Source organism: Salinithrix halophila (genome assembly GCF_042650125.1).
In the GTDB taxonomy this organism is placed as follows: domain Bacteria; phylum Bacillota; class Bacilli; order Thermoactinomycetales; family DSM-45169; genus Salinithrix; species Salinithrix halophila.
Genome location: NZ_JBHSAP010000015.1, coordinates 103,929 through 126,210, shown reverse-complemented (window position 1 = coordinate 126,210; position 22,282 = coordinate 103,929). Strand labels below are relative to the sequence as shown.

18 protein-coding genes are annotated in these 22,282 nt (G+C 53.0%); 2 read left to right on the top strand and 16 right to left on the bottom strand.

Features of this window, described 5'->3' with window-relative positions; genetic code table 11:
* Positions 1-52: 52 nt before the first annotated feature.
* The 5 genes from ACFOUO_RS10825 to ACFOUO_RS10805 form a co-directional block, all read right to left on the bottom strand.
* The gene (locus ACFOUO_RS10825; protein WP_380705089.1) at positions 53-1,231 is read right to left on the bottom strand and encodes an acetyl-CoA C-acetyltransferase; all 1,179 of its coding nucleotides are present in this window, start codon (positions 1,229-1,231) and stop codon (positions 53-55) included.
* A gap of 472 nt (positions 1,232-1,703) precedes the next feature.
* Positions 1,704-2,258: a GNAT family N-acetyltransferase gene (locus tag ACFOUO_RS10820; RefSeq protein WP_380705087.1), complete on the bottom strand. Its 555-nt coding sequence runs from the start codon at positions 2,256-2,258 to the stop codon at positions 1,704-1,706.
* Positions 2,259-2,956: 698 nt separating this feature from the next.
* On the bottom strand, positions 2,957-3,592 hold the full coding sequence (locus ACFOUO_RS10815; protein ID WP_380705085.1) for an LPXTG cell wall anchor domain-containing protein: 636 nt from the start codon (positions 3,590-3,592) through the stop codon (positions 2,957-2,959).
* A 249-nt stretch (positions 3,593-3,841) separates the two neighbouring features.
* Positions 3,842-5,584, bottom strand: coding sequence for a VanW family protein (locus ACFOUO_RS10810; protein ID WP_380705083.1), 1,743 nt, complete (start codon positions 5,582-5,584; stop codon positions 3,842-3,844).
* 246 nt (positions 5,585-5,830) lie between these two features.
* On the bottom strand, positions 5,831-7,936 hold the full coding sequence (locus tag ACFOUO_RS10805) for a heterodisulfide reductase-related iron-sulfur binding cluster (protein ID WP_380705081.1): 2,106 nt from the start codon (positions 7,934-7,936) through the stop codon (positions 5,831-5,833).
* A gap of 428 nt (positions 7,937-8,364) precedes the next feature.
* On the opposite strand from ACFOUO_RS10805, the gene ACFOUO_RS10800 reads away from it, so the two are divergent.
* Positions 8,365-8,880, top strand: a complete 516-nt coding sequence (locus tag ACFOUO_RS10800; RefSeq protein ID WP_380705079.1) for a matrixin family metalloprotease — start codon at positions 8,365-8,367, stop codon at positions 8,878-8,880.
* A gap of 22 nt (positions 8,881-8,902) precedes the next feature.
* Positions 8,903-9,457, top strand: a complete 555-nt coding sequence (locus ACFOUO_RS10795) for a hypothetical protein (protein WP_380705077.1) — start codon at positions 8,903-8,905, stop codon at positions 9,455-9,457.
* A 603-nt stretch (positions 9,458-10,060) separates the two neighbouring features.
* On the opposite strand, the gene ACFOUO_RS10790 is transcribed toward ACFOUO_RS10795, so the two are convergent.
* The 11 genes from ACFOUO_RS10790 to kamA form a co-directional block, all read right to left on the bottom strand.
* Positions 10,061-11,359 carry a YncE family protein gene (locus ACFOUO_RS10790; RefSeq protein ID WP_380705075.1) on the bottom strand — a complete coding sequence of 433 codons (1,299 nt, stop codon included), beginning with the start codon at positions 11,357-11,359 and terminating at the stop codon, positions 10,061-10,063.
* Between the two features lie 308 nt (positions 11,360-11,667).
* On the bottom strand, positions 11,668-11,874 hold the full coding sequence (locus ACFOUO_RS10785) for a helix-turn-helix transcriptional regulator (RefSeq protein ID WP_380705073.1): 207 nt from the start codon (positions 11,872-11,874) through the stop codon (positions 11,668-11,670).
* Between the two features lie 3 nt (positions 11,875-11,877).
* Complete coding sequence (locus ACFOUO_RS10780; RefSeq protein WP_380705072.1) at positions 11,878-12,237, bottom strand: hypothetical protein; 360 nt, start codon at positions 12,235-12,237, stop codon at positions 11,878-11,880.
* A gap of 207 nt (positions 12,238-12,444) precedes the next feature.
* Positions 12,445-13,068 (bottom strand): class I SAM-dependent methyltransferase, encoded by a 624-nt coding sequence (locus ACFOUO_RS10775; protein ID WP_380705070.1) that lies wholly within the window; start codon positions 13,066-13,068, stop codon positions 12,445-12,447.
* A gap of 54 nt (positions 13,069-13,122) precedes the next feature.
* Positions 13,123-13,569, bottom strand: coding sequence for a hypothetical protein (locus ACFOUO_RS10770; protein ID WP_380705068.1), 447 nt, complete (start codon positions 13,567-13,569; stop codon positions 13,123-13,125).
* A 17-nt stretch (positions 13,570-13,586) separates the two neighbouring features.
* A complete protein-coding gene (locus ACFOUO_RS10765) occupies positions 13,587-14,957 on the bottom strand; it encodes a VWA domain-containing protein (RefSeq protein ID WP_380705066.1) in 1,371 nt (456 codons plus the stop codon).
* A 905-nt stretch (positions 14,958-15,862) separates the two neighbouring features.
* Entirely contained in the window at positions 15,863-16,627 is a 765-nt protein-coding gene (kamE, locus tag ACFOUO_RS10760; protein WP_380705064.1) for a lysine 5,6-aminomutase subunit beta, read from the bottom strand.
* On the bottom strand, positions 16,593-18,209 hold the full coding sequence (gene kamD / locus ACFOUO_RS10755) for a lysine 5,6-aminomutase subunit alpha (protein ID WP_380705062.1): 1,617 nt from the start codon (positions 18,207-18,209) through the stop codon (positions 16,593-16,595). Before kamD ends, kamE begins: the two co-directional genes overlap by 35 nt.
* Positions 18,210-18,224: 15 nt before the next feature.
* Positions 18,225-19,862 carry a lysine 5,6-aminomutase reactivase ATPase KamC gene (gene kamC / locus ACFOUO_RS10750; protein ID WP_380705060.1) on the bottom strand — a complete coding sequence of 546 codons (1,638 nt, stop codon included), beginning with the start codon at positions 19,860-19,862 and terminating at the stop codon, positions 18,225-18,227.
* Positions 19,863-19,882: 20 nt separating this feature from the next.
* Entirely contained in the window at positions 19,883-20,920 is a 1,038-nt protein-coding gene (gene kamB, locus ACFOUO_RS10745) for a lysine 5,6-aminomutase reactivase subunit KamB (RefSeq protein ID WP_380705058.1), read from the bottom strand.
* Position 20,921: 1 nt separating this feature from the next.
* Positions 20,922-22,244, bottom strand: a complete 1,323-nt coding sequence (kamA, locus tag ACFOUO_RS10740; protein WP_380705056.1) for a lysine 2,3-aminomutase — start codon at positions 22,242-22,244, stop codon at positions 20,922-20,924.
* Between the last annotated feature and the right edge of the window lie 38 nt (positions 22,245-22,282).

The following is a 22,282-nucleotide window of genomic DNA, read 5'->3' as shown; positions in this document are numbered from 1 at the left end:
CTTTTTCCTCCTTTTTCAAGCTGGCATCCCATGCTCTCTGTTTCTGGGTGAATCAATCCACCCGAATGAGGACGGCATCTCCCTGAGCAGCACCGCTGCAGATACCCGCCACTCCCAGGCCTCCTCCGCGGCGACGGAGTTCATGAATCAAGGTAAGGATAATACGCGCACCGCTGGCCCCGATCGGATGCCCCAGTGCAACCGCCCCGCCATTGATGTTCACCTTCTCTTCATCCCAACCCAGAATCTTTCCATTGGCGAGAGCAACAGCAGCAAAGGCTTCGTTTACCTCAAAGCAATCGATCTGGTCTGGGGTGAGGCCATGCTTTTTTAAGAGCTTCTGGATGGCATATGCCGGAGTGATCGGGAAATCCTTCGCCTCCATCGCTACTGCGGCATGTCCCAGCATTTTGGCAACGGGCTTCACCCCCAATGCTTCCACTTTGGAATCGGAGGCGAGAACCAACGCACAAGCTCCGTCGTTGACGCCGGGAGCGTTCCCCGCTGTCACCGTTCCATCCTTAAGAAAGACCGGCTTTAAGGATGCGAGCTTGTCAACGGTCGTGTCCCGACGGGGTGCCTCATCGGTGTCGACCACGGTTTCTCCTTTGCGCCCTTTCACGGTCACCGGTACAATTTCCTCCGCCAGCTTGCCTTCATCGATGGCAACCACCGCCCGTTGATGGCTGCGTTGGGCCCAACGATCCTGTTCTTCCCGGGTTACCCCATACTCGGCGGCTATGTTGCTTCCGTGTACGATCATATGCACCCCATCAAAGGCGCACCAAAGACCGTCATGGATCATCAGGTCCGTCATCTGCCCGTCGCCCATGCGTTGGCCCCACCGGGCGCCCTTCAGAACATAGGGAGCGTTGGACATGCTCTCCATACCACCGGCTACGATTAGGTCGGCATCCCCTGCTCGGATGACCTGATCCGCCAGGGTAGCACTCCGCATCCCGGAAGCACATACCTTATTGATCGTCTCCGTCCCTACTTCCCAGGGGAGTCCCGCCTTACGTGCCGCCTGCCTTGAGGGAATCTGGCCCGCTCCCCCCTGGAGAACCATTCCCATGATCACTTCCTCCACCTGTTCCCCCGGCACGCCAGCCCGGTCCAACGCCCCCCGGATTGCCGCTCCTCCCAAATCCACCGCTTGCAAATCTTTCAGTCCGCCCCCAAATTTCCCGAATGGGGTGCGGGCTCCTCCCAGAATGACTGTTTCCGCCAATGTCAGCACCTCCGCTTAAAATGTAAAAATCCCTGACCAACCGAGCGCTCGTTCAGTTCCGGCGCAAAAATAAAACGCTTTCAATATCAAGATTACTCTGTTTTTTGTGGATTGGCAATCATTTTTCCGTATTCAAGAAACAAGCGCCTTTTCCATGAGAAGAAAAGACACTGTGAGGTTATGGACAAATCCCGGAAAGAGGTGCGGAGCCGGATTGCCGACTCCGCGCCCGATGTTCCTCCCGCAGATGCGGGGTCTGTCCACTAGGTGCCCTCCGCTGGGTTGCCGGTACCAATGATTCCTTGTAGGCTTGCAACACGATTGCTTTTCCCCGAAAAGCGGAACTCACCCCTGAATCTTTCGTGTTTCGAAACTACCTGACAAAAAATTATCCGGGTCGCCACACCCGGATTTCCTCCAATACCGCGTCAGTCCCTGTCAAGGAAGCAGTCCGCCTGCCTACACAAAGGACTTAGACAAAGAGCCCCATATACAATTCATCCACATATTCCCCTTCGATCACCGCCTGTTTGAGGCGGCGGCCCTCCACTTGGAAACCGTACTTTTCATACAGTTGGATGGCCCGGTCGTTATTGTCCCAGACATCCAAATTGATCTTTTCCACCCCATGGGTCCGGGCCCATTCGATGGTATACTCCAAAAGCTGGGTACCCAGGCCGAGACCTCGGTAACCGGGAACCAGCCAGGTGCGGAATTTAGCCGTATGGTCGCTTGTTCCCTCCAAACCACGGCGGAGAAGGGCTACACCGGCAATTTCACCATCTACTTCGACCACTGTGTACATTCCACCGCCTTCACGAATGTCTTCAATCTCCTCCCGTTTTTCCTCCCGATCCGGAAGGGAATCCGGTGTTTCGTTGAGATAGACGCCCTCTTCAACCACCCGGGTAAGGCGCCGATGAATTTCCTGTGCATCATGGGGCTCCGCCGGGCGGATAACGAGAGAATGACCCTCTTGCTCCCAATGGCGTTTGTATTGAAAATGTCGGATGTCCGTTGCCTCCATATCGCTGTCTCCTTTCTTCCAAACCCTCCTGTGTCACTCCAGCACCAGGTCAGGAACGGTAAAGCATCGTCCCTCTCAGTATCCCCCGGGTGAAACCCCATATCCCGTCGCAACGGTGATTGTTTTTGTTTAACTAAGCCGAGCATCTCGCAATAAGTATCGCGATCATTTCTCATCCCCATTATGTTTAGATCCCCAGAGAAAGAAAAAACCGTCTCATCGAGACGACTCTTCTGCCTCCAACCTTATCCTCACAGAGTGATCATCCAAGCCGCTAAAGCCAACTGCGACGCTAGGAAGACGCCTCCTACGATGTAGAGAATCGTTGCTATACGTACGTTATTTACCTCCCTTCGACATTCTTTGTTTGATTTCGATTCGTAAAGCAACAACCAGAAGGATAGGAAGCGAGAGAATACCGGCCCAAAAAACGTACATCCACGCCCAAGGTACATACTCGGCAAGAAACCCAAGAAAAATACCCGTTAGCATGAGAAGGGTTAGAAAACGCATCCAAGAGATAAACAATCCAATCCCCCCGGATTTCCAATTCATTCCTCCCTGATTATATCTTTTAGCGCTGCCATAAGGAACCCTGATTTCGGAAATTTCAGTTTTGGGAGCCAAAACCTTGAGGAGTGACCCATAACAAAAATCCCCTCCCAGTTAAACAGGAAGGGGATTTTCACCAGGTTTTTTCAGTTTCCGTTATGGGCGGAGTGGCGCTTAAAAAATAGAAGGCCAACACCAGTTAAAAGCAACACTGCTCCTGCTAAAAGAGCTAAGGGTTGATCCGTAGCGGTTTTGGGCATCTTACCGCCCTGCTGTGGATCGCCGTTTCCAGCCTTCATTTGTTTCGTGGTGGTTTCTTCGGTGTTCTCGGGGGGCTTTTTCGCCGTTGGATGGTTCTCGGTTTGCTCTGAGTCGCTGGGTTCCTTGGAGGAATCACCTGTCACGGTGACACAAAATTTCTCTAGGAAGGGGTATGTTGCCGTACTGCCGTCCAGCTTGCCCTCGTATTTGAGGTTGAAGCAGTACTCGCCAGGTGCGAGATTCGAGTATTGATGGGTGAAAGCAAGAGCCTCGCTCTTTAATTCTTTAACAGGCAGACCGGCTTTACCACCCGACCCCTTACCCGTCGGAATTAGCTTCCAATGACCCTTCTCAGCGGACTCCGCACCATCGATCTCTCCATGGATCGTCAGGGTATCACCCTTCACAACGGTTTCATGTTGCAAGGCGTACTTCTCTGATTTTGCAGCAAACGCAGCAGAGGGCATCAACATCGCGAATAATAAGGCCGCTACAAACAAAGTTTTGACAAAACGAGGCATTCTGTTCATCCTTCCTTGGTTCTTATTTCCGACTTCAGCAGTCAATGGAGAGGGTCAAACACATACAAGTCTCGGCGAAGGGTAACGGAGGGGGTTGTCATGCTCGGTGTCTCAAAAAATTAGCAATAGGATGACTTTCAAATAAATCCTATCACGCCAGTTAAAAAGGACAAATAGGCCATAGGAAATAAGTTATGGAAAAAAACGGCTCCTGTGATTCAGGAGCCGTTCCATTTACCCGATTTAAACCTATGCCTCACCCCCGGTGCTGTCGGAACTAGCAGCACCGTCAGGATCATCGGCTTGAGGAGGGTCCGGCGTGGTGTCTTGGCCTGTGTCCTGACCTGTATCCTGGCCCGTCTCCTCTCCCGAATCGCCACCATCACTGGTTGTGTCTCCACCGGAGGTGGAACTGGTCTCCTCTTCCCCCGTACCCGTTCCGTCTCCGGCATCGGTCCCGGTCGGGGCAGTATCATCGCTCCCGTCCCCGTCGGCACTTCCGGTGTCCTCACTCCCGCCGGAAGTGTTTTCTCCGTCACCGATTGAGTCGCCTCCCGCAATTCCGGGCGGTGGGCTCCCGGTATCCCCGCCAGAGGAACTCGCAGCGGAAGACTCATGATCTCCTCTTACTTCTTCTGTATCCTCCGTGTCTTCTATCGCGTTCACGATCTCTTTCGGATCCAATTCATCCGATGACTCTTCTGGATCCGTTTTTACCTCATCAGGCAGGGTGTGAGGCTCTGGTGCCGGGGGCACTTTTTTCAGTTGAGCGTTCGCCTCCGGGGTGGAGTAAATATCCACCTTCAACGACTGGCTGTCCACTCGGCAACGAAGGAGGATGGGAGCTTTCAGATTGTTCCGGAATTGGAAGTCCGGGGTTTTCCAGGAAACCGTCGCATCGCGGCCTGCTTGCACATAGGTGACATCTCGGCTGAAAGAAAACCGATAAACCACTTCCAGCCCGGCGGCGTCCACACTGTTAAAAAGAGTGGATGCCGTTTGGGAGACGCCTCCTCCCACCCCTTCGCTAAATTCTCCCTTTACTCTCATGGGAACCGGTCGGTATCCCCTTTCTTTGGTGCGTCGACCCACCGTCTGATTAAAGGAAAACAATTCCCCCGGATTCAGGATACGATTGTGAATCGCCTGGGCGGACAAGCGGATATTGCGGGTACGATCCTGATTCCCGCTATTGAAATAAGTAGTATAAGTACTGAGTCGCTTGTTGTCCACCTGAGCCAAATCCTCACTCGATACCAGAGGAACATCAGGGATCATGGGGACCGGCTGCGGTTTGTTGATTAAACGGTCCACATGGGGAAGCCATTGCTCACGCACCTTCTTTACATCCATCACCCGACCGGTTTTCTCAGGCCGTACCGGCTCCCCTAGCCGTTCAGCCTTAGCATTACGAGCCGGTTTGTCCACCCTTCGTCCAACCTTGTTCAGCCAACGATTGACAGCCTTTCGATCCAAAGTGGCGGGATCTTTTCCGTCATAACCCACCTGGTTCAAATCCAGCTTCCATTCTTGACCCTCATGAGTCAAAACCAGATAGCGGGGTTCGGCGAACAGATCCTGGATCCCGCCGAAAACCGCCCATGCTCCCACCAGTGAAATCAGCACCATACTCCATACGGCTACTTTCCACCTCCGTCGTCGGGGTGCGCTTCGACTGTCTGGAGCAAAATCTTTGCGGACATCGGTTTCCACTTCCTCGGGAAGATCCTCTTTCTCGGCTTCGTGCTCTTCCATCGTTTCGGCATCGATGTGGGCATCACCGCCATCGGTCCCCTCCAGGGGGATCGGCTCCGGCTCCGAGCGGCTTAACGCCTCGTAAGCCTCCCTTACTTCCCGGAAACGCTCCCTCGCTTCCTCAGAGGCATTCACATCTGGATGGTACTGCCGAACCAGTCGCCGGTAGGCTCGTTTGATCTCCTCCTTCGGGGCATCACGGCTCACCCCTAATACGGAGCAATAATAATCCTTCATGTATTACCCTCTTCCACTGCTGGATTCAACCCCCTAATCCGATTAAAGCGGATCTTGGTTTCGTCGGGAGATGATTTCCCCGAATACCGAAACCCGCCCTCTTTCGCTCCCCAGGGCAAAATCCCGGGAAACGTTTCTATCTTTCTTCACAGTAGCACAAGCATTTTAACAGCCGCAATAAAAAGACAGGATCAACCGGACAACAAAACTCCCCCCATGGATTCATCCCTGGGGGGAGTCTCTGGATCAGTGAACGCCTGGGGCAACCTCTGCCGGTTTGTCGCTAAAGTCGACAGAGAGAGCCAGCACTTCGGCCACATCCATCGTCTTCACCTGGTCTTCCACTTCTTTGGCTTTTGTGCCGTCACTCATCATCGTCAGGCAGTAGGGGCAGGCGCTTCCGATCAGGCTCGGCTTTGTCTCTAATGCCTGTTCGGTACGAGCGGTGTTCACCCGGACACCCGACTGCTCCTCCAGCCACATCATGCCGCCTCCGGCCCCGCAACACATCCCGTTTTCCCGATTGCGCCCCATTTCCACCAACTCGATTCCGGGTATGGAGCGGAAAATAAACCTGGGATCATCGTATTCCTCGTTGTAGCGCCCCAGATAACAGGAGTCGTGGTAGGTGACGCGCTCCTTCACTTCCTTGGTGGGCTTCAGGCGCCCCTCCCGGATTAGCCGCGCTAGGAGTTGGGTGTGGTGGACAACTTCCACTCCTTCCAGCCCGAAATCCGGGTACTCGTTTTTAAACACATTGTAGGCATGGGGATCAGCGGTAACGATCTTCTTCACCTGATGCTTCTGAAAAAGGGCGATGTTGTCCGCAGCCAGTTGCTGAAACAGGAATTCATTTCCCATTCGGCGGGCGGTGTCCCCGGAATTTTTCTCCTTGTTCCCGAGGACGGCGAACTTCACGCCGGCATGGTTGAGGAGCTTCACCAGGGAACGGGTGATCTTTTGACTCCGGTTGTCAAAAGAACCCATCGAACCGACGAAAAAGAGGTATTCAAAATCCTTCTCTTCCTTGACGGTCGGAACCCGGACATCTTCCTCCAGCCCCTCTTTCCACTTATCCCGCTCTTTGCGGCTGATTCCCCAAGGGTTGCCCTGACGCTCGATATTATTAAAGGTGCGGGTAGCTTCCCCATGCATCTTGCCCTGGGTCAAGACCAAATGCCGACGCATATCGATGATCTTGTCCACATGCTCATTGGAGACAGGGCAAGCATCCTCGCAATTGCGGCAGGTAGTACAGGCCCATAGTTCTTCCTCGGTAATCACATCGCCGATCAGTTGGACGGGGTAATCATAGCTCCCGTCCTCTTCCTTGGAAGCCGCTACTTCAGTCGCCGCGTTGGGACCGGCAAAAGCATAGGCGGGCATCCAGGGGGTCTTGGATGTGATTGCCGCGCCTTTCTCCGTCAGATGATCCCTCATCTTGACCAGCAGATCCATCGGAGAGAGCATCTTGCCTGTCGTTGCAGCAGGACAGACGTTGGTACATCGGCCGCACTCCACGCAAGCGTAGAGATCGATCAACTGTTTCTGGTCGAAATTCTCGATCTTGTCAATTCCGTATTCCGTGAGTGATTCATCTTCAAAATCAATCGCCTTCAGCTTGGCTGGCGGTCCCTGTCGCTTTAAAAACACATTGATCGGCGCCACCAACAGATGAAAATGTTTGGATTGGGGCACATAGACCATGAAAGCCAACAAGTCGAGGGCATGGATCCACCAGAAGGCGTAAAAAGCCCCAGCAGCCGCCTGTGGACTCATCCAGGAGAAAAGGGCCGCAATCGCTGAAGAGATGGGAGTCGCCCATGCCGGCATATCCGGTTGCAACCACAGGTGTTCGAAGGCAGCCGAGAAGAGAATCGAGGTCATTAACACACTGAGGAAGATAACCACGAGTCCCGCCTTAAAGCCCCGTTTCAAGCGAGCAAGCTTTTCCACGAATCGGCGGTAAAAGGCGTACAAGGTCGCCAGAAGAACAGCAAAGACCGTGATCTCCTGGATCAGGGTGAAGACGGGATAAGCCGGGAAGGGCAGATGACTTCCCGGGGACAGACCCTTAATGAACAGGTCAATCGCCCCAAACTGGATAATGATGAACCCGTAAAACATCACAGCATGCATAATCCCGCTCTTTTTGTCCTTCAACAGTTTCTTCTGCCCGAAGACATTGACCCACACCTGGTTGAGTTGCTGGTTCAGATCCCGGGAAAAATCGGCCGGTTTGCCCAATTGAATATAGGTATAACGGGTATAGACGACCCGGGCGAAGAGGTAAAATCCGTACCCGGCAGCCGCGAGAAACAGGATCAGGTTGATCACTTGCCATACCGACACAGCTTCCCACTCCCTTGTTATCAAGTATCATCATGCAGATCGGGAAGAATCGACCCATTTGAAAAGATTCAAAAAACCGGCCTCATACGGACTCTTTCTATCTGATATGGAATTCTAACAACGGTTTCACCTTTTACCTCGTTGAAGGTCCGGCTCCTTTGTGAACCATTGTAGCATAAAATGAGTGGGTATTCATTCATTAATTTCCGAACGACCCTTCGGCTTCTGTATCCGCTTTCATATCCATCCTAACCTGCTTGTCCTACCTTGTCGAGTCTTTGCCCCCTCTCACCCCATGAGAGGGGCAGACCAAAGGAGCTGTCAATATTTGAAAAGGCGGAAAATTCACTTTTTCGGAGGTGATCAGAAAATTAAGTAGAATGATAACATTGCAACAAAAAATAAAAACATTTAGAGGAGGCATGACAATGAAGAAATGGATGGTCGCACTTGGTCTCGCCCTCATGGTCTTCGGAGCATGGAGCCCTGTATTCGCGTTTGTTCACACAGGGCAACACTGGGCAGACAGCAGAATCAGCTACGAATGTGACATGCAAGGCGACTACACAGTGCAATGTGAAAATGCAGTTCGAGAGTGGAATAATTTAAGTGAAGCCGACTTCTACGATGGAGGTGCTAACGCCGAGATCACCACCACCGTCGCCAACTATGGCAATGTTGACTGGAGCGGTTACTGTGATTGGTATTTTGATCGAGCAGATAACATCACAACAAGTTCAAACATTAGGATTAACACCCACTTTACCGCTGGGTACGACTCCAACACCATAAAAGGGGTGATCGTTCACGAATTTGGACATGCCCTGGGGCTGGCTCATGAAGACAGTCTGGGAAGAGGCGGAGCCGTGATGTACAGCAACGACGAACGTACTGTTTACACACCAACCCAGGACGACATCAACGGTGTCAATGCACTCTATTAAGGAAAAGAGAGGAGAAAGCGCGATGTTAAGAGCCCTTCAATCGAAAGCCTATGCCTTGTTGATCGCCGCTCTCGGAGTTCTCCTGATCGCGGGGGTATACGTCTCATTCTTTGCCCCACACGAGATCAACGTAGGGGTCTCCGTTCCTAAAGCCTACTCCAGTGTCGATGCAATGAAAAAAGATACCGACTTAATTGTGGAAGGAAGCACCCTGTCCAACCAGAAAGCTTTTACTTACAAAGGAGTACTCTTTACCACCAGCTCCTTTCAAGTGAAGAAGGTGCTTAAAGGGAAAGCCGATCTGAGTCGGATCACCATCCTGGAAACAGGGGGATATGACGGTCGCAACCATCTTACCGTAGAAGATAACCGGGTGATGAAACCAAAAAAAGGCTATATCCTTTTCCTGAAAAAGTATGAAGGTCCGGTCACCGACAAGGAAGCCTATGTAATCGCCGGAGCTTACCAAGGTAAGTTTCAAGTGAAAGGAGACCAGGTTAAGCCGGCAAAGGAAGTTAACCGCGGTCTGGCCCGTATCGAGAATAAAACAACCCTGCTCAAAGGAATCCAGAAATAGACGGATCTAGGAGCACGAAAGCACCTATGTCCATCAAACAAAAATAGGGCGTCCCGTCGGCGAGAGAACACCTCACCGATAGGAACGCCTTTTCCGTAAGGCAAGGGAGAATATTGGTTTTTCAAGGTGCATCGGTTGCCTTATGTTCCCTCTCGTGTAACGCATCTTGAATTACTTTGTGCCATTATGGACCACTACTAATTCACCCCAGTACCATCTGATCGTCACCATCACTGCATAAAACCCATGAATTTTATACGCGAGAGGAGAGAGCAGTTGAACCTGTCTGTCACCTCTTGAAACCGCCGAAAACCCTTGTTACCCCTGGATTTTAGGCGGTTTTGCATAAAAAATGAATATGAAAAACAAAACACCGCTCTCCCTAACCCTTGGTATAACAAGGTTTTCAGGATACACCACGTAACAATCGTCACGGTTATGTAACCTTATACATATTTCACATACTTCATCCGCTGTATACCCTATACAGTGGCAACACTGGTACTTCACCTTGTTTATGGTTATATTGTTGGATGGTTAATTGGTCGCAAGAAAGTGGAGTCTTAAATGACATAATTCCAAATCATCCTGATTGCCTGGGATTCACCGGCTTCCCATCTCCACAATTTTCCCGAAATGGTCCGGTGACCCCTCTACCCCTACATAGTCGCGGTGAATGACCCCCATACGCATCCGCTGCGGATGGTCCCCGACGGGAATTCGGGCAACCTCCCGTTCGTTACGGTAGTCGAGGACGACGACCTGATCATCCCCGCTGGCTGAAACGAAACAATACTTCCCATCGGCGCTGTTAGTCGCCCAATACGGCTTGTCGACATCCGGAAAGAGCTTATACTCAAATGTTTTGCGATCCACAATCGCGGCATAGTTGGACATCGTCCCGGCGACACAGAGCTTGGTTCCCCGGGGGTTCATCGCCAGTCCGTGGTGTGCCGAATCAAGAAGATACTGCTCTCGGGGTGTGTTTTTTGCCTTCTCACTGAGCGGGAGATGCGCAATTCGCAATGGTTTTTCGTTTTCCAGATCAAATTCAACAAAACCATGGAGAAATGACAACTGCAGATAAACGGTCTTTTCGTCGGGAGAAAGAGCCATGGGCCTTACTGCTGAACTGTAGTTTTCATAGCCATGATCCTCGAGGATTTCCCCAATATTCAACCGCTTGATCACCTGATAGGTTTCGGCATCAACGATCTGAAACCAGCGGTCTCCCTTCATGGAATCAAAAATCGGCCGATCGGTCGGACTCCAAACATGTCCGATGCTGGCGTGAAAGATCCGGGTACCGTCGGATGAGTACTGGCTTTCGTGAGGGGAATCCCCCGACTCGAATTCAGCCACTTTGCGGCCTTCGGATGGATCGATCACGTGAACCTTCCGAGCCGTGGAATCTGACACCAACAAACGCGTGCCGTCGGGCGACATTGCCATGTGATCCGCTCGGTAACCTTCCATCGGCACACGCCAGACGATTTCCCGTGTCCGCAGATCGATCCCGACCACATCCGCCAGGCTGGGTCTTGAGACGTAAAGGTAACGACCGTTGCGAGATGTGAACATGTCATCCACGTACTGGTCATGGCCTTCCCCGACCAAATAGCGAATGGCCAAATAATACCCAGCCCGAACGGGATCCGTCAGTATCTCCCGCTGGCGTTCCTTCAGGTCCGGAATGACTTGGATTTGCCCGAGCCGGGTAAAGCTCTTGGGATCGATGATGTCTACTGTGCCCTCCCAATTGTTCCCGACAAAAAGAACCGATCGCGTTTCCGGTCTTTCCGGCAAAGCCTGATATGCACCTGCCGGGTCCGTTGTCGGGATGAATGTCAGGGCAGTAGCCACGGCCAAGCCCAAGAGCGTTTTCCATCTCCCCATCTTCATCGACAGACCCCCCGTCGGTCCCATACGTCCAGTTGTTTGAATACCCGATTCCATTGGTCCATGATTCCACCTCTTGGAGCCGTTTTGTTTAAAATTGTATATTTATTAGGAAGGTTTTGCAATCAATAAGCCTCTCCTCCTTTATAGGCAAGTGAATGGACGTTATCACTTTCACTATCGGCGTCGGCATCCTGTTTTTTCCGGTTCTCCAGATGCTTTCCCTTGAAACCCACACACCTGAAACATGAAGCTATCTCCAATCGGGCCCCTAAGATCCTTAAAAAGGAGATGCCCCCCCCCAAAAAAAATCAATCCAAATCTCCCTCTTCAAAGATAAACAATTCATCGATGGATGCTTGAAGTTCACGAGCAACCTTTACTGCAAGTTTTAACGAAGGGTTGTATTCCCCTTTCTCCAAAAAAACAATGGTTTCTCTTCTTACTCCTACTTTTTTCGCTAGTAAAGCTTGTGTTAGATTGCACCGAGCCCTGTATTCTTTTATGCGTGTTTTCACTTCTTACTCCAAACCCTTCTTTTTATTTAGAATCACCCAGTTGACTCCAAAAGAAAGGGCCATCCCCAATAGACCCATTAATAAAATGTCATCACGGTCGAGATACCGATGAAAGGCTAGGAGAGCAATCCAGATAAACAGCGAGTAAAAGTAAGCTCGACCAGCAGCATAGGCTCGAACTTTTTTTGACCGTTCATCGTCAGTGGGGAAGCCTTGTTTAACATCTGAAAAAAGCTTTTTCAAAAGCACGGAAGTAATCGCAATAAAGCTGATGGTTCCTACCATTAAAAAAACGGCCGGAACTGTGTTCCCTCTTTGGTACAAGAGTACCATTTGCAAAGACATGCCAATAACCCCGATCAACGATAAACCCCCTAAAAGGGTCACTTTCCATTTCGAGATCATGAAAAAAGCCTCCCTGATATGTTAGATTTAATTAACCTTTTGTTAGAAGAATATAACACAACTCCTTGATTGTCAATAGGGTAAAACCTATCTCAGCAGGTGTAATCACCTGGGAATCCGGATCCTTAACTCCCGAAAAATAAAAAAAGCCGACAGGGGATCATGTCATCCCTGCGGCTTTTTGCGTAAGCAGATGATTTGATAACTTCCTCTGAGCCAAGCTGATTCCACGTACTTCTCTTCAACGGGAAGGCCCTCTATCCACGGTTCCCAGGACCGCTCAATATCCGTTCCCAACCGGGTGGTCCAAAGGTTCAGAAACCGCCGAAGCTTTGAGGGGCGTTGATGAACGGGGGTAAATTTGTCCAGAATCAAGCATCGCCCTTCGGGCCGAAGAACCCGGATGGCTTCGGATAGGGCTTGTTGTGGTTGTTCTACCACACTGAGGATCAGATGCAGGAAGGCCACATCAAAAGACCCATCCGGAAATGCCAAGGTTTCCGCATTCATCTTCAATAACCGAAGCGACGGATGTTTTCCTCCTCGAAGGTGAGCCCGTTCCAACATGGATGAAGATAAGTCCACGCCCGTCACCTCTAAATCAACGGATAGCAACGGAAGGTCCAGCCCGGTTCCCACTCCCACGAAGAGGACTCGCTCACCTGGGTGCAGATGGGCAAGAGAAATCGACCGGCGGCGAGCCCGATTTAATCCTGACCACCGACCGATCACCTGATCATAAAAGGGTGCCCACCGCCGATAAATGAGCCGATTCTGCTCGTTCTTCATCTTTCCCTCCCGCTGTATATGAGACATCGAGGGTGTGACTCAAAGATTGGGTCTTCAGTCGATAATCTCTAGATCCCCTTCAGCCAGCAGCTCTTTACCGCGAAGGATCTGGATGGTGTATTCACCGGGATCATAGAACCCAGGAAAATCCGAGGAATCGGTAAATTCCCACATAAAACTATCCCATGTTGGGTCCACATCCGTCTCAAATTCATACTGCAGTTTGTTCCCCGGCTGTTTTAACACTTTTACCTTCACCAGAGAAGAGTCAAAGGTTTCCTTACTCGGCAGATCGAACTCCAAAGCGATATCCTCATCCTTACCGAAATGGCCTCGGGGTTTAATCAGCTCTTTTCGGCCTTCGTCCTGTGGATAATCCCCGAAGGTGATTTTGGCCACCTTCGCTTCTTTCTCCGCCTTCTCGCCATCGGCGGTACCACAGCCGGCCCCCGTAACCACCATTGCCGCGAGAAGAACAGCTAGTGCCCATTTTTTCAGCATATGAATTTCCCCTTTCATCAATCGTTTCGTGCGTCGTTAATTTCCTCTTGTTCTGCATCTCGTTTATCGATCACGCCAGACTGAATCTCATCCCGATTATCGATCACTTCGGACTGGAGGCGGTCACGCGTCTCATAAACATAGTCTTCGATCGCCTTCTCCCGGTCGAAAATTTTCCCCTCGACATCACTGACCGTATCGTAAGGAAACTTTCTTCTCTCTTCCAAGTAGGAAATAGCTTCGTTCAGGTGCACCTTTTCTTTTTCAGCCAATTCATCCAGAGCCTCTCCTCGCTTTTGCAAGTCATCGTATTTGATGCTCCCGATCACTTGGGCACGGTCGTAATGGTCACTCGCCCAGTCTTGCCACTGGTCGTAGAGGCGGCTGTATTCTCCTTCGAAGTATTCCTTCAGTCCCACTTTCGAACCGACGGTCTTGTATGTACCGCCTCCCGCGTCCGCCACGTCCTGGAGAGCTTTTTGTCCTTTATCGTCCACATCAAAACCGATGATGTTGACCTTCGTCTGTATCTGGGAGGTATGTAGAGCCTCTGCTTGTTTAACAGGATCGCCCCCACAGGTTTCCACGCCGTCACTAACCACATAGATCGTGTTTTGTACCCCGTCACCGGTACGGGACTTCAATTGGCCCCGGGCTTTTTCCATCGCTGCACCCAATGGAGTCCAACCCGCCGGTTTAAAACTCTCCAGGGATTTGTTGAACGCTTTTGCCCGGTATTCACCGAGGGGGTAAACCTCCTCGACAGAGGAACAGGAACGTTTTTTATCCTTTTTAGCGTTGCTCCCTTTATGTCCGTATACTTGAAGGGAAACATTGGCGCCCTGAGGCATATTGGCAACGAATTCCCGGATCGCCTGTTTGGCGAGATCCATCTTGGTGCCGTCTTTCACCTTCCCGGCCATGCTGCCGCTGGCATCCAACAGGATCACCATGTTAATCTCCTCGTCTTCGGGCACTTCGAGATTGCGGATCGTACCCGGTCCTCCCTTTACCTCGATAATACTCGTATCATAATTCTCCATTTTCTTGACATGAGTGCTGTAATCTTCAGCTACCAATTGGAGGAGACGGTCATACACCGCTTCAGGTGATGTTCCTTTCGGCAGCTTGTCCAACGCAGGACGAATTCGATTCAAGTCATACTGATCCCCTGCATAACGGCCCGCTTTTTCGTTGGCACGCACTTCTCTGAGCGATTCCGGGAATTTCGTCCACCTCAGTACCGGCTTGGATGAGGCTGATTTTTCAGCCGACGATTTCCCCTTGCCTTTATCCGTTTCCTCCGCCTGCTGAAGCAACACGGAACAGCCGCTTGCGAGAAACAGCAAGCAGGCTAGGATGCCGGCTCCGATTGTTTTCCTTGCCATATTCAACCTCCTTGGGACGGAATCACATGTTCTAGTGTAACGAAATTGTTTACTGAATCCCAGATATATTTTCCACTTTTTTTGCCTCGGGCAAAAAACAAAGGAGCCCTTTTTTTGATGGGTCACCTATACCGACCGTTTCTGGGGACGATCATCGGTGATCAGGTACACTCAAACACATTCACGAGGACAAATTACCGATATCGTTTCCTATCAACCGAAAGACGGACGATCGTTTGTTGTTTCCTATCTTTGGGTATGCTATGATTAACATGAGCATAAACTACAAATGGCCCCAGGTGCTGGAACACTCGGAGCCATTGTAGACGCGCTTCATCGACAGGACGGGATCGCCGTCCTAGAGAGACATGGAGCTACAGAAACCCCAATCCACCTAGCGGGACCGCCAAATCCGTGTGCTAGGGGCATGGGGTTTTCTTCGTCTTCTGGGTTGTTTCGTCTTCATCTGCTTGATTTCCAGCCGAATCTTAATGATTCGGAGGGTACCCCATATGATCGTCAATATCAGCGATATGACTGATAGCACAGTGATGAGCAACGCCAATCACCTCCTTTGACAGAAGTGACGGCGACCCAGCCCCTAGCCTCTACGCGCTCTTTCATTCTACCATATTTACCAGTGTCACAGGGATATATTTACCATAATAATACCCCAACGGTGGGGATCTAAGGACATCGTGTCCGTTGTTGCAATCACAGGGTATAAAAAATAAGCAGGGTGGTTGTCAATCCCTTTACCGGGAACGCAAGAAGTCCGATACCCGCGGCACCGGGAACCGGACTTCGGAAGTAATCATCCATCTGTTTCCGTGAATTCGAACATGGTCCATAGCCTTTCAATGGTGTGGAAACGTTTCATCTTCCACCAGCAATCATATTTTCGATCAAGGCCGCGCCCTCGTCATCCGCCTCTCCAACTCATGGACGATGAAAGAGGCGACATCGGGGGCTAGTGTTCCGGGGCCAAACCCGGCGTCAAATCCCAGTTCCAGGGCCATTTCGTGGTTGATGCGGGGCCCGCCGCAAATCAGGATCAGTTTCTCTCTCAGCCCTTCCGCTTCCGCCAGTTCGACGAGTTCGGTGAGGTTCTTGATATGAACCCCTTTCTGGGTCACTACCTGGGAGACGAGGAGAGCGTCCGCCCCAAGCTCCATCGCCCGGGCCAACATCTCCTCGTTGGGAACCTGACTCCCAAAGTTATAGGCATCGATCTCCGGATACCTTTCCAGTCCGTATTCCCCGTTATACCCTTTCATGTTCATGATCGCATCGATCCCCACGGTGTGGGCGTCGGTTCCTGTGCAGGCACCGATCACCACAACCTTGCGCCCGATCCGATCTCGGATGAACTGGTTAACCCCGTAATAGTCCAGTCGGTCCGTGTCCACCTTGGGAACCCGGATGGCGGTGAAATCGACACTGTGGGCACACCGCCCATAGACGATAAAAAAGGTGTAGCCTTCACCCAAATCCGCCATGTGGTAGACTTGGGGTTCCTCCAGCCCCATTCGGGCAACCAGTTGCCGTGCCGCCTCCCGGGCTTCTTCTCCATGAGGAACCGGGAGGGAAAAGCTGAGTTGGACCGCCCCGTCATTCATCGTGTCACCGTAGGGCTTAATTCGCTTGAAATCCACGCTCTCCACGCTCATGGAGACTGCCCTCCTCCCGCTGGGGAAGCCCGGTTCGCTCCCGTAGCTCCATCTCGAAGGGATTAAAATAATCCGCACCCCTTTCAAGCACCCCAGAAAGCCCCTTTCCCCCGGTCATGCTCCGTTTTACATCCGCCAACATCCCCCGTTCCAAAGCCTTGAAGAGACCGATGTCCTCTACTTCCTTCAGCATGGCAATAGCTTTATCCAGCACCTCTTGGGCTCGCTTCTCTATACGGCCTCCAGGCCGGAAGAGGACTTCATCCCCCAGATGACGCAGGTTATTGAAGATGTATTGGGCATTTTCGATCGCCAGTTTCCGATCGTGGATGTGAGGAGTGTGCATGGCCTCCGTCATCATCCCGAGAAGTTGCACGCCCTGGTTGGTCCAGATGCTGACCAGGTTAAACAGGGCGTCCTGGATATGCCCTTTGAAAATGTCGCCCGTCATATGCTTCGTGGGGGGCATATATTTCAAGGGGGCATCCGGGAAAATCTGACGGGCCATCTGGGCCTGGGCGAGCTCCAACAAGAATCCATCTTCCAGATCCGGGCTCATTTCGAAAGCGTGGCCCAACCCCATCTGTTCCGGAGGCAGACCGGCAAGAAGGGCAAACCGCTCATTGATAAATTGGGAAGCCAACACCGTATGAGCAGCTTCCACCGCATCGGCGGTAGTCAGGTAATTGTCTTCCCCAGTATTGATCATGATACCGGCATAACCGTTGATCATACGGGAAAAAGTTTGGTCGATCAGCGTGCGCTGCATATTAATATCCCGGAACAGGATGCCGTATAGGGCGTCATTGAGCATCACATCCAGCCGTTCCAAAGCACCCATAGCGGCGATCTCCGGCATACAAAGCCCCGAGCAGTAATTGCATAGCCGGATGTAACGGCCCACTTCCTCCCCAACTTCATCCAGAGCCTGGCGCATCAGACGGAAGTTTTCCTGAGTGGCGTAGGTTCCTCCAAAGCCCTCCCGGGTGGCTCCGTATGGAACAAAATCAATCAGGCTCTGTCCGGTGCTTCGGATAACGGCAACAATATCCGCCCCCTGCCGGGCGGCTGATTTCCCTTGGATCACGTCTTCGTAGATGTCCCCGGTCGCCACGATGACATATAGGTAAGGTTTTCTTCCTTCTCCCAGACGGGCGATTCGCTTTTCACGTTCCCGACGGTTGGCCAAGATCCGGTCTAGACCGATTTGGGCCAGTTCCCTTCCTTTGGAGGTCACAGTTTCTGTGTCGGAACGGGGAATCGCAGCAAGATCCAAGGATCCCGTGGCCACCCGCTCCGCCACTTGTTGGGGGGTGATTCCCAATTGGATGGCTGCATTCAGCACCGGGGCGGCAACGCCGTCGGCAAGGAGACCCCGCTCCAACAAATGATCCGTCACCACATTGGGAAGCGGGACCCCCTCAGCGTCCACCCCATCCACTCCCATCAGACGCAGAACGGTCCGTTCCACCGCCACAGTGGTCCGACTCCCGATAAAACGGTCCACATCGGCGGCGATGTTTCCTGCTGCTTTCCGAGCGCGTGCAATCTTTTCCGGATCGAGCCGCAGTTTATTCTCCATCGCCCTTCCTCCTTGTCAGGGGTTGTCATGTTCCGCGAGCTCCGTACATCGCGGCTCTCGATCATCGATACGGGCCTTCGCCTCCCGAATCACCTTTTTTGGCAACCCAAGGGCAGCGGCGATCGCAAGCGCTTCCCTTGGAAATCCGTCTGACGGCTGCCAGGGGTAAAGACGAAAATCCATCCGATCGTGTAGGCTTCCTTGATCTTCTCCTCCCACAGGCGGAGATTCCGCGTTCCGGAGGCCTCCCGTCCGGTAAGCCCGGATTCCGGAAACGTCCAACACCTCCCGATAATGGGTCGCGTGAACCGACCACCCCTCCCCGGTCGCCAAGTAACGAGTGACTGCCGCCGATAGGGCCGCCCCCTCCACTGGATTGGTCCCCCGACCGATCTCATCCAGTAACAGCAGCCCCGCTTCCGGTTCCCGAAGCCAATGGGCAAGGTGGGCCGCCTCAGCCCCAAAAGTGGATAACCCCGCTTCCGGGTTCTGAGCGTCCCCGATAATCGCCGTAATCCAGGGAAAAAGCGGCATCGAGCAAGCCCGTGTCGGCACAAGAAAACCATATTGACCGAGAGCGGCCACGACACCCAGTGTGCGGAGAGCTACTGTCTTCCCCCCCATATTGGGCCCGATCAGTACGGTCATCCCTTGATCTAAACGCAGACAGACAGGCGTGAAAACTTTTTCTTCCCTCTGCAACCGATCCTGGAGTACCGGATGCACACCATCTTCCAGGGAGAAAACCATGGAAGGGCGGGGACGCACCCCTCGCCACTCCATGGCAGCACGTACCTTTGCCCATGCCAAGTCAAAGTGGGTCACTTCTTCCAGGGCCTTTGTCAAGAATGGCCCAAACGGTCGTACTGAAACAGCCAGTATCTCCAGCACGTCCTGTACCAACTCTTCCCTTTCCTTCTCCAAAGAGGCGGCTTCCTCGGCCAATGCTTCCTCTTCCGGTGAAGAGAGGGGCCGAAACACGGTTTCGAAAGGGGTTTCCCGCACCCGATCCAGACGGGGGTCTTGCCGCATCCGGTTAAGGATAGGAAGCGTCCGATCTACCGCCCATTCCCCTTCCCGTCCGCGACGAATTCCGTAATCACGTTCGATTTCCGAAGCCCGTGCATCCACTACCAGCCTTCGTCGTTGGTCCAAGTCGTCCAGCCTCTTTGCGAGGGCGGTCAGGTGAGGGTCGTACCCCTGATCCAGGGAGAAGCCAGGCTCTTCCCTCTGGCTCGGATTGAGGAGGCGAAAGGTTTGTGTCCACTCCGACGGATTGGCGGAAAGCCAACCGGTCAGCCCCTTCTCATTCAACAAGGCCCCCAAGCCGCGTACATGCCAAAGAAATTGCTTGAGCCGGAACCAGTCCGTAATCCCAGGGGCGCCCCCCCGTTCCAGATGGAGGAGGACCATTCCCGGATCCGGCAGTTTCCTGAGCCTTCCTTCCACCCTTTCCGCCCAATCCGGATCATCGTTGATGGTACCGGACAAGGTTTCTTGCCTTGCTAGGGACGCCTGCCATGCCGCCTCTTCCCCCGGTAGAAAAGGGGGCAGCGACCTTTTGGCCTGCTGCCCCATCGGGGTGAGAGGACGGAAACGATCCCACACCTCCGCCCATAGGAGCGCCTGTTTTGTCCCGTCATCCATCCACATGCCTCACCCCTCCTTACCCTTTATTCGGAGAGTGGCCGGGGATCTGCCTCCCGGCGAACATCCAGAACCGGCACCGACCCGCAAACTTCCCGGATCCGCTCTTTCATTTCCTCCGGATCGAAGGACCAGCCGTCGGGGGAGACAGGATTAACCGCTACCGCTTTTAGGGAGAGAGCCCGGAGGCAGAAGATCTGTCCTCCTGCCCGGGTAAACCGACGGAGAGAACGCAAAGAAGCAAAACAGCGCGTCGGATCTCGAAGGCAGAGAACTAGTGGGAGACCCGACTCGGATAGGTGTTCCAGTGCCCGGTCAGTGAGGGCCCCTGGAAAAGCCAGCCCGCTCCAGCCACCTGAAGACAAGTGCTCCCGCAACCGATCCGGTCTGGAAAGCAAAGAAGGAAAGGGAAGCTCCTCCACCCGCCCGCCGCGGACTCCGACGAGACACCCTGTTGCCCGTGCCGTCTCTCCCGCGCGGATCAGGACAGGATCCTCGGCACCTGGGAGGGTGAGTACTCGTACGGCTTCCTCCGTCCGGTGCACCACCTCACCCAAGGTGCGGCCCATCACCGCCCCTGCCACACAGATAGCCCCATGAGTCACCCAAGGACTGGCTGCCGCTTTTCGGTCGTAAGCCCCATCCACCAGCATGAGCCGTACTCCTTGTTCAAGAAAGAGGGTTTCCGTCTCCCGGATCTGCTCCGCCGTGATGATCCCCGCCAGCTTCACCTTCGTTTCCCGAAGGGCCCTGGCGATAGCAATGGGACCCAACGAGGAATGGAACGAGGTGATGGCCGTGATTTCCCAGTCCCCAGGGCGGTCCTCCAACAAAGGAGCCGCTGTTGCTGCCAAGCCCCCGGAGGGAACGAAAACCGGTGGCTTCTCCCGTCCGCTCCATACATCCCTCTCCTCACCGTCCACCCCGACACTGGCCAGCCCGATCGATGTCCCTGACCTCGCGGCTTCCCAGGCAAGGGCATTTAGAACGGTGGTCTTGCCCGCATTTTTCGCAAGACCGATCACAGCCAGGGAACCGCCGCCGATGACCAGTCGCCGGAGCATTTTAGTTGGCTTCCGTCGGTTCCGGCACCGGATTACCTTTCGGTTCCCGGATCCTTCTCTTACGCCGTTCGAACTCTCCCCGCCGGTCTTCCCGGCTGAGTACCTTCGGTTCCAGGTTAATCCGTTCATCCGCCATCAGGGAAGCGACGCCGACACTTTTGCCCGCAGCAGCCTGACAGAATTCACAATCCTCCGTGTTGTGCTCATGGTAATTCTGAGGCTCCGGATAAGACGTGATCACCCCTTCGAAATTGCGAAGCACCGTCTTCTTGGAGCTCTGGGAAATCACATAGTTGGGTGCCACCGGGATCTTGCCGCCCCCTCCCGGAGCGTCCACAACAAAGGTGGGAACAGAGTAGCCGGAAGTGTGGCCGCGGAGGTACTCCATGATCTCCAACCCTTTGGAAACCGGAGCACGGAAGTGGCCGATTCCTTCGGACAGGTCACACTGGTAAATATAGTAGGGTCTGACGCGGATTTTCACTAACTCGTAGTTCAGCTTTTTCATGACGTGAGGACAGTCGTTGATCCCAGCTAGGATGACAGCCTGGTTTCCGAGGGGAACGCCTGCATCAGCCAGCATTTCACAAGACCGCTTCGCTTCCGGGGTCAGCTCTTTCGGGTGATTAAAATGTGTGTTAAGCCAGACAGGATGATATTTTTTCAGGATGTTACACAAGTTTTCAGTAATCCGCTGGGGAAAGACCACCGGTGCCCTCGTTCCGATGCGGATAATCTCCACGTGGGGAATTTCTCGCAAGTTTTTCAGGACATACTCCAGGATCCGGTCGTTCACCAGCAGACCGTCTCCCCCGGAAAGAAGGACGTCCCGTACTTCTGGGGTGTTGCGGATGTAATCGATACAGGCATCCATCTGCGGACGGGCGACTCCCATCCCGATCTGCCCGGAAAAACGACGCCGGGTGCAGTAGCGGCAGTACATCGAACATTGGTTAGTAATCAGGAACAGGACGCGATCCGGATAGCGATGAGTCAGACCCGGAACCGGGGAATCCGTGTCTTCCAACAACGGATCTTCCATGTCGTAACGGGTTTGTTCCATTTCCGTGGAGATCGGCACCGACTGCATCCGGATCGGGTCTTTCGGATCGTCCACATCCATTTGCAAGGCGTAGTAGGGGGTGATATTGAGAGGAATCGTCCGATGGGAAATGCCGACGCCCCCCACTTCATCAGGGTGAAGGTTAATCACCTTCTCCAAATCCTCCACCTTCCGAATCGTATGGGTCAACTGCCACAGCCAATCATTCCACTGTTCCTCCGTCACGTCTTTCCACAGTTCCACCTCACGCCAGTCGCGCATGGTATCCCACCTTTCCGATATTGAGAGCGGACGTGCCC

Bases quoted from the DNA above. Each gene is read 5' to 3' on its own strand.
- ACFOUO_RS10820 (WP_380705087.1), bottom strand. From the start codon at position 2,258: ATGGAGGCAACGGACATCCGACATTTTCAATACAAACGCCATTGGGAG.
- ACFOUO_RS10815 (WP_380705085.1), bottom strand. From the start codon at position 3,592: ATGCCTCGTTTTGTCAAAACTTTGTTTGTAGCGGCCTTATTATTCGCG.
- ACFOUO_RS10810 (WP_380705083.1), bottom strand. From the start codon at position 5,584: ATGAAGGATTATTATTGCTCCGTATTAGGGGTGAGCCGTGATGCCCCG.
- ACFOUO_RS10800 (WP_380705079.1), top strand. From the start codon at position 8,365: ATGAAGAAATGGATGGTCGCACTTGGTCTCGCCCTCATGGTCTTCGGA.
- ACFOUO_RS10795 (WP_380705077.1), top strand. From the start codon at position 8,903: ATGTTAAGAGCCCTTCAATCGAAAGCCTATGCCTTGTTGATCGCCGCT.
- ACFOUO_RS10790 (WP_380705075.1), bottom strand. From the start codon at position 11,359: ATGAAGATGGGGAGATGGAAAACGCTCTTGGGCTTGGCCGTGGCTACT.
- ACFOUO_RS10775 (WP_380705070.1), bottom strand. From the start codon at position 13,068: ATGAAGAACGAGCAGAATCGGCTCATTTATCGGCGGTGGGCACCCTTT.
- ACFOUO_RS10770 (WP_380705068.1), bottom strand. From the start codon at position 13,569: ATGCTGAAAAAATGGGCACTAGCTGTTCTTCTCGCGGCAATGGTGGTT.
- ACFOUO_RS10765 (WP_380705066.1), bottom strand. From the start codon at position 14,957: ATGGCAAGGAAAACAATCGGAGCCGGCATCCTAGCCTGCTTGCTGTTT.
- kamE (WP_380705064.1), bottom strand. From the start codon at position 16,627: ATGAGCGTGGAGAGCGTGGATTTCAAGCGAATTAAGCCCTACGGTGAC.
- kamD (WP_380705062.1), bottom strand. From the start codon at position 18,209: ATGGAGAATAAACTGCGGCTCGATCCGGAAAAGATTGCACGCGCTCGG.
- kamC (WP_380705060.1), bottom strand. From the start codon at position 19,862: ATGTGGATGGATGACGGGACAAAACAGGCGCTCCTATGGGCGGAGGTG.
- kamB (WP_380705058.1), bottom strand. From the start codon at position 20,920: ATGCTCCGGCGACTGGTCATCGGCGGCGGTTCCCTGGCTGTGATCGGT.
- kamA (WP_380705056.1), bottom strand. From the start codon at position 22,244: ATGCGCGACTGGCGTGAGGTGGAACTGTGGAAAGACGTGACGGAGGAA.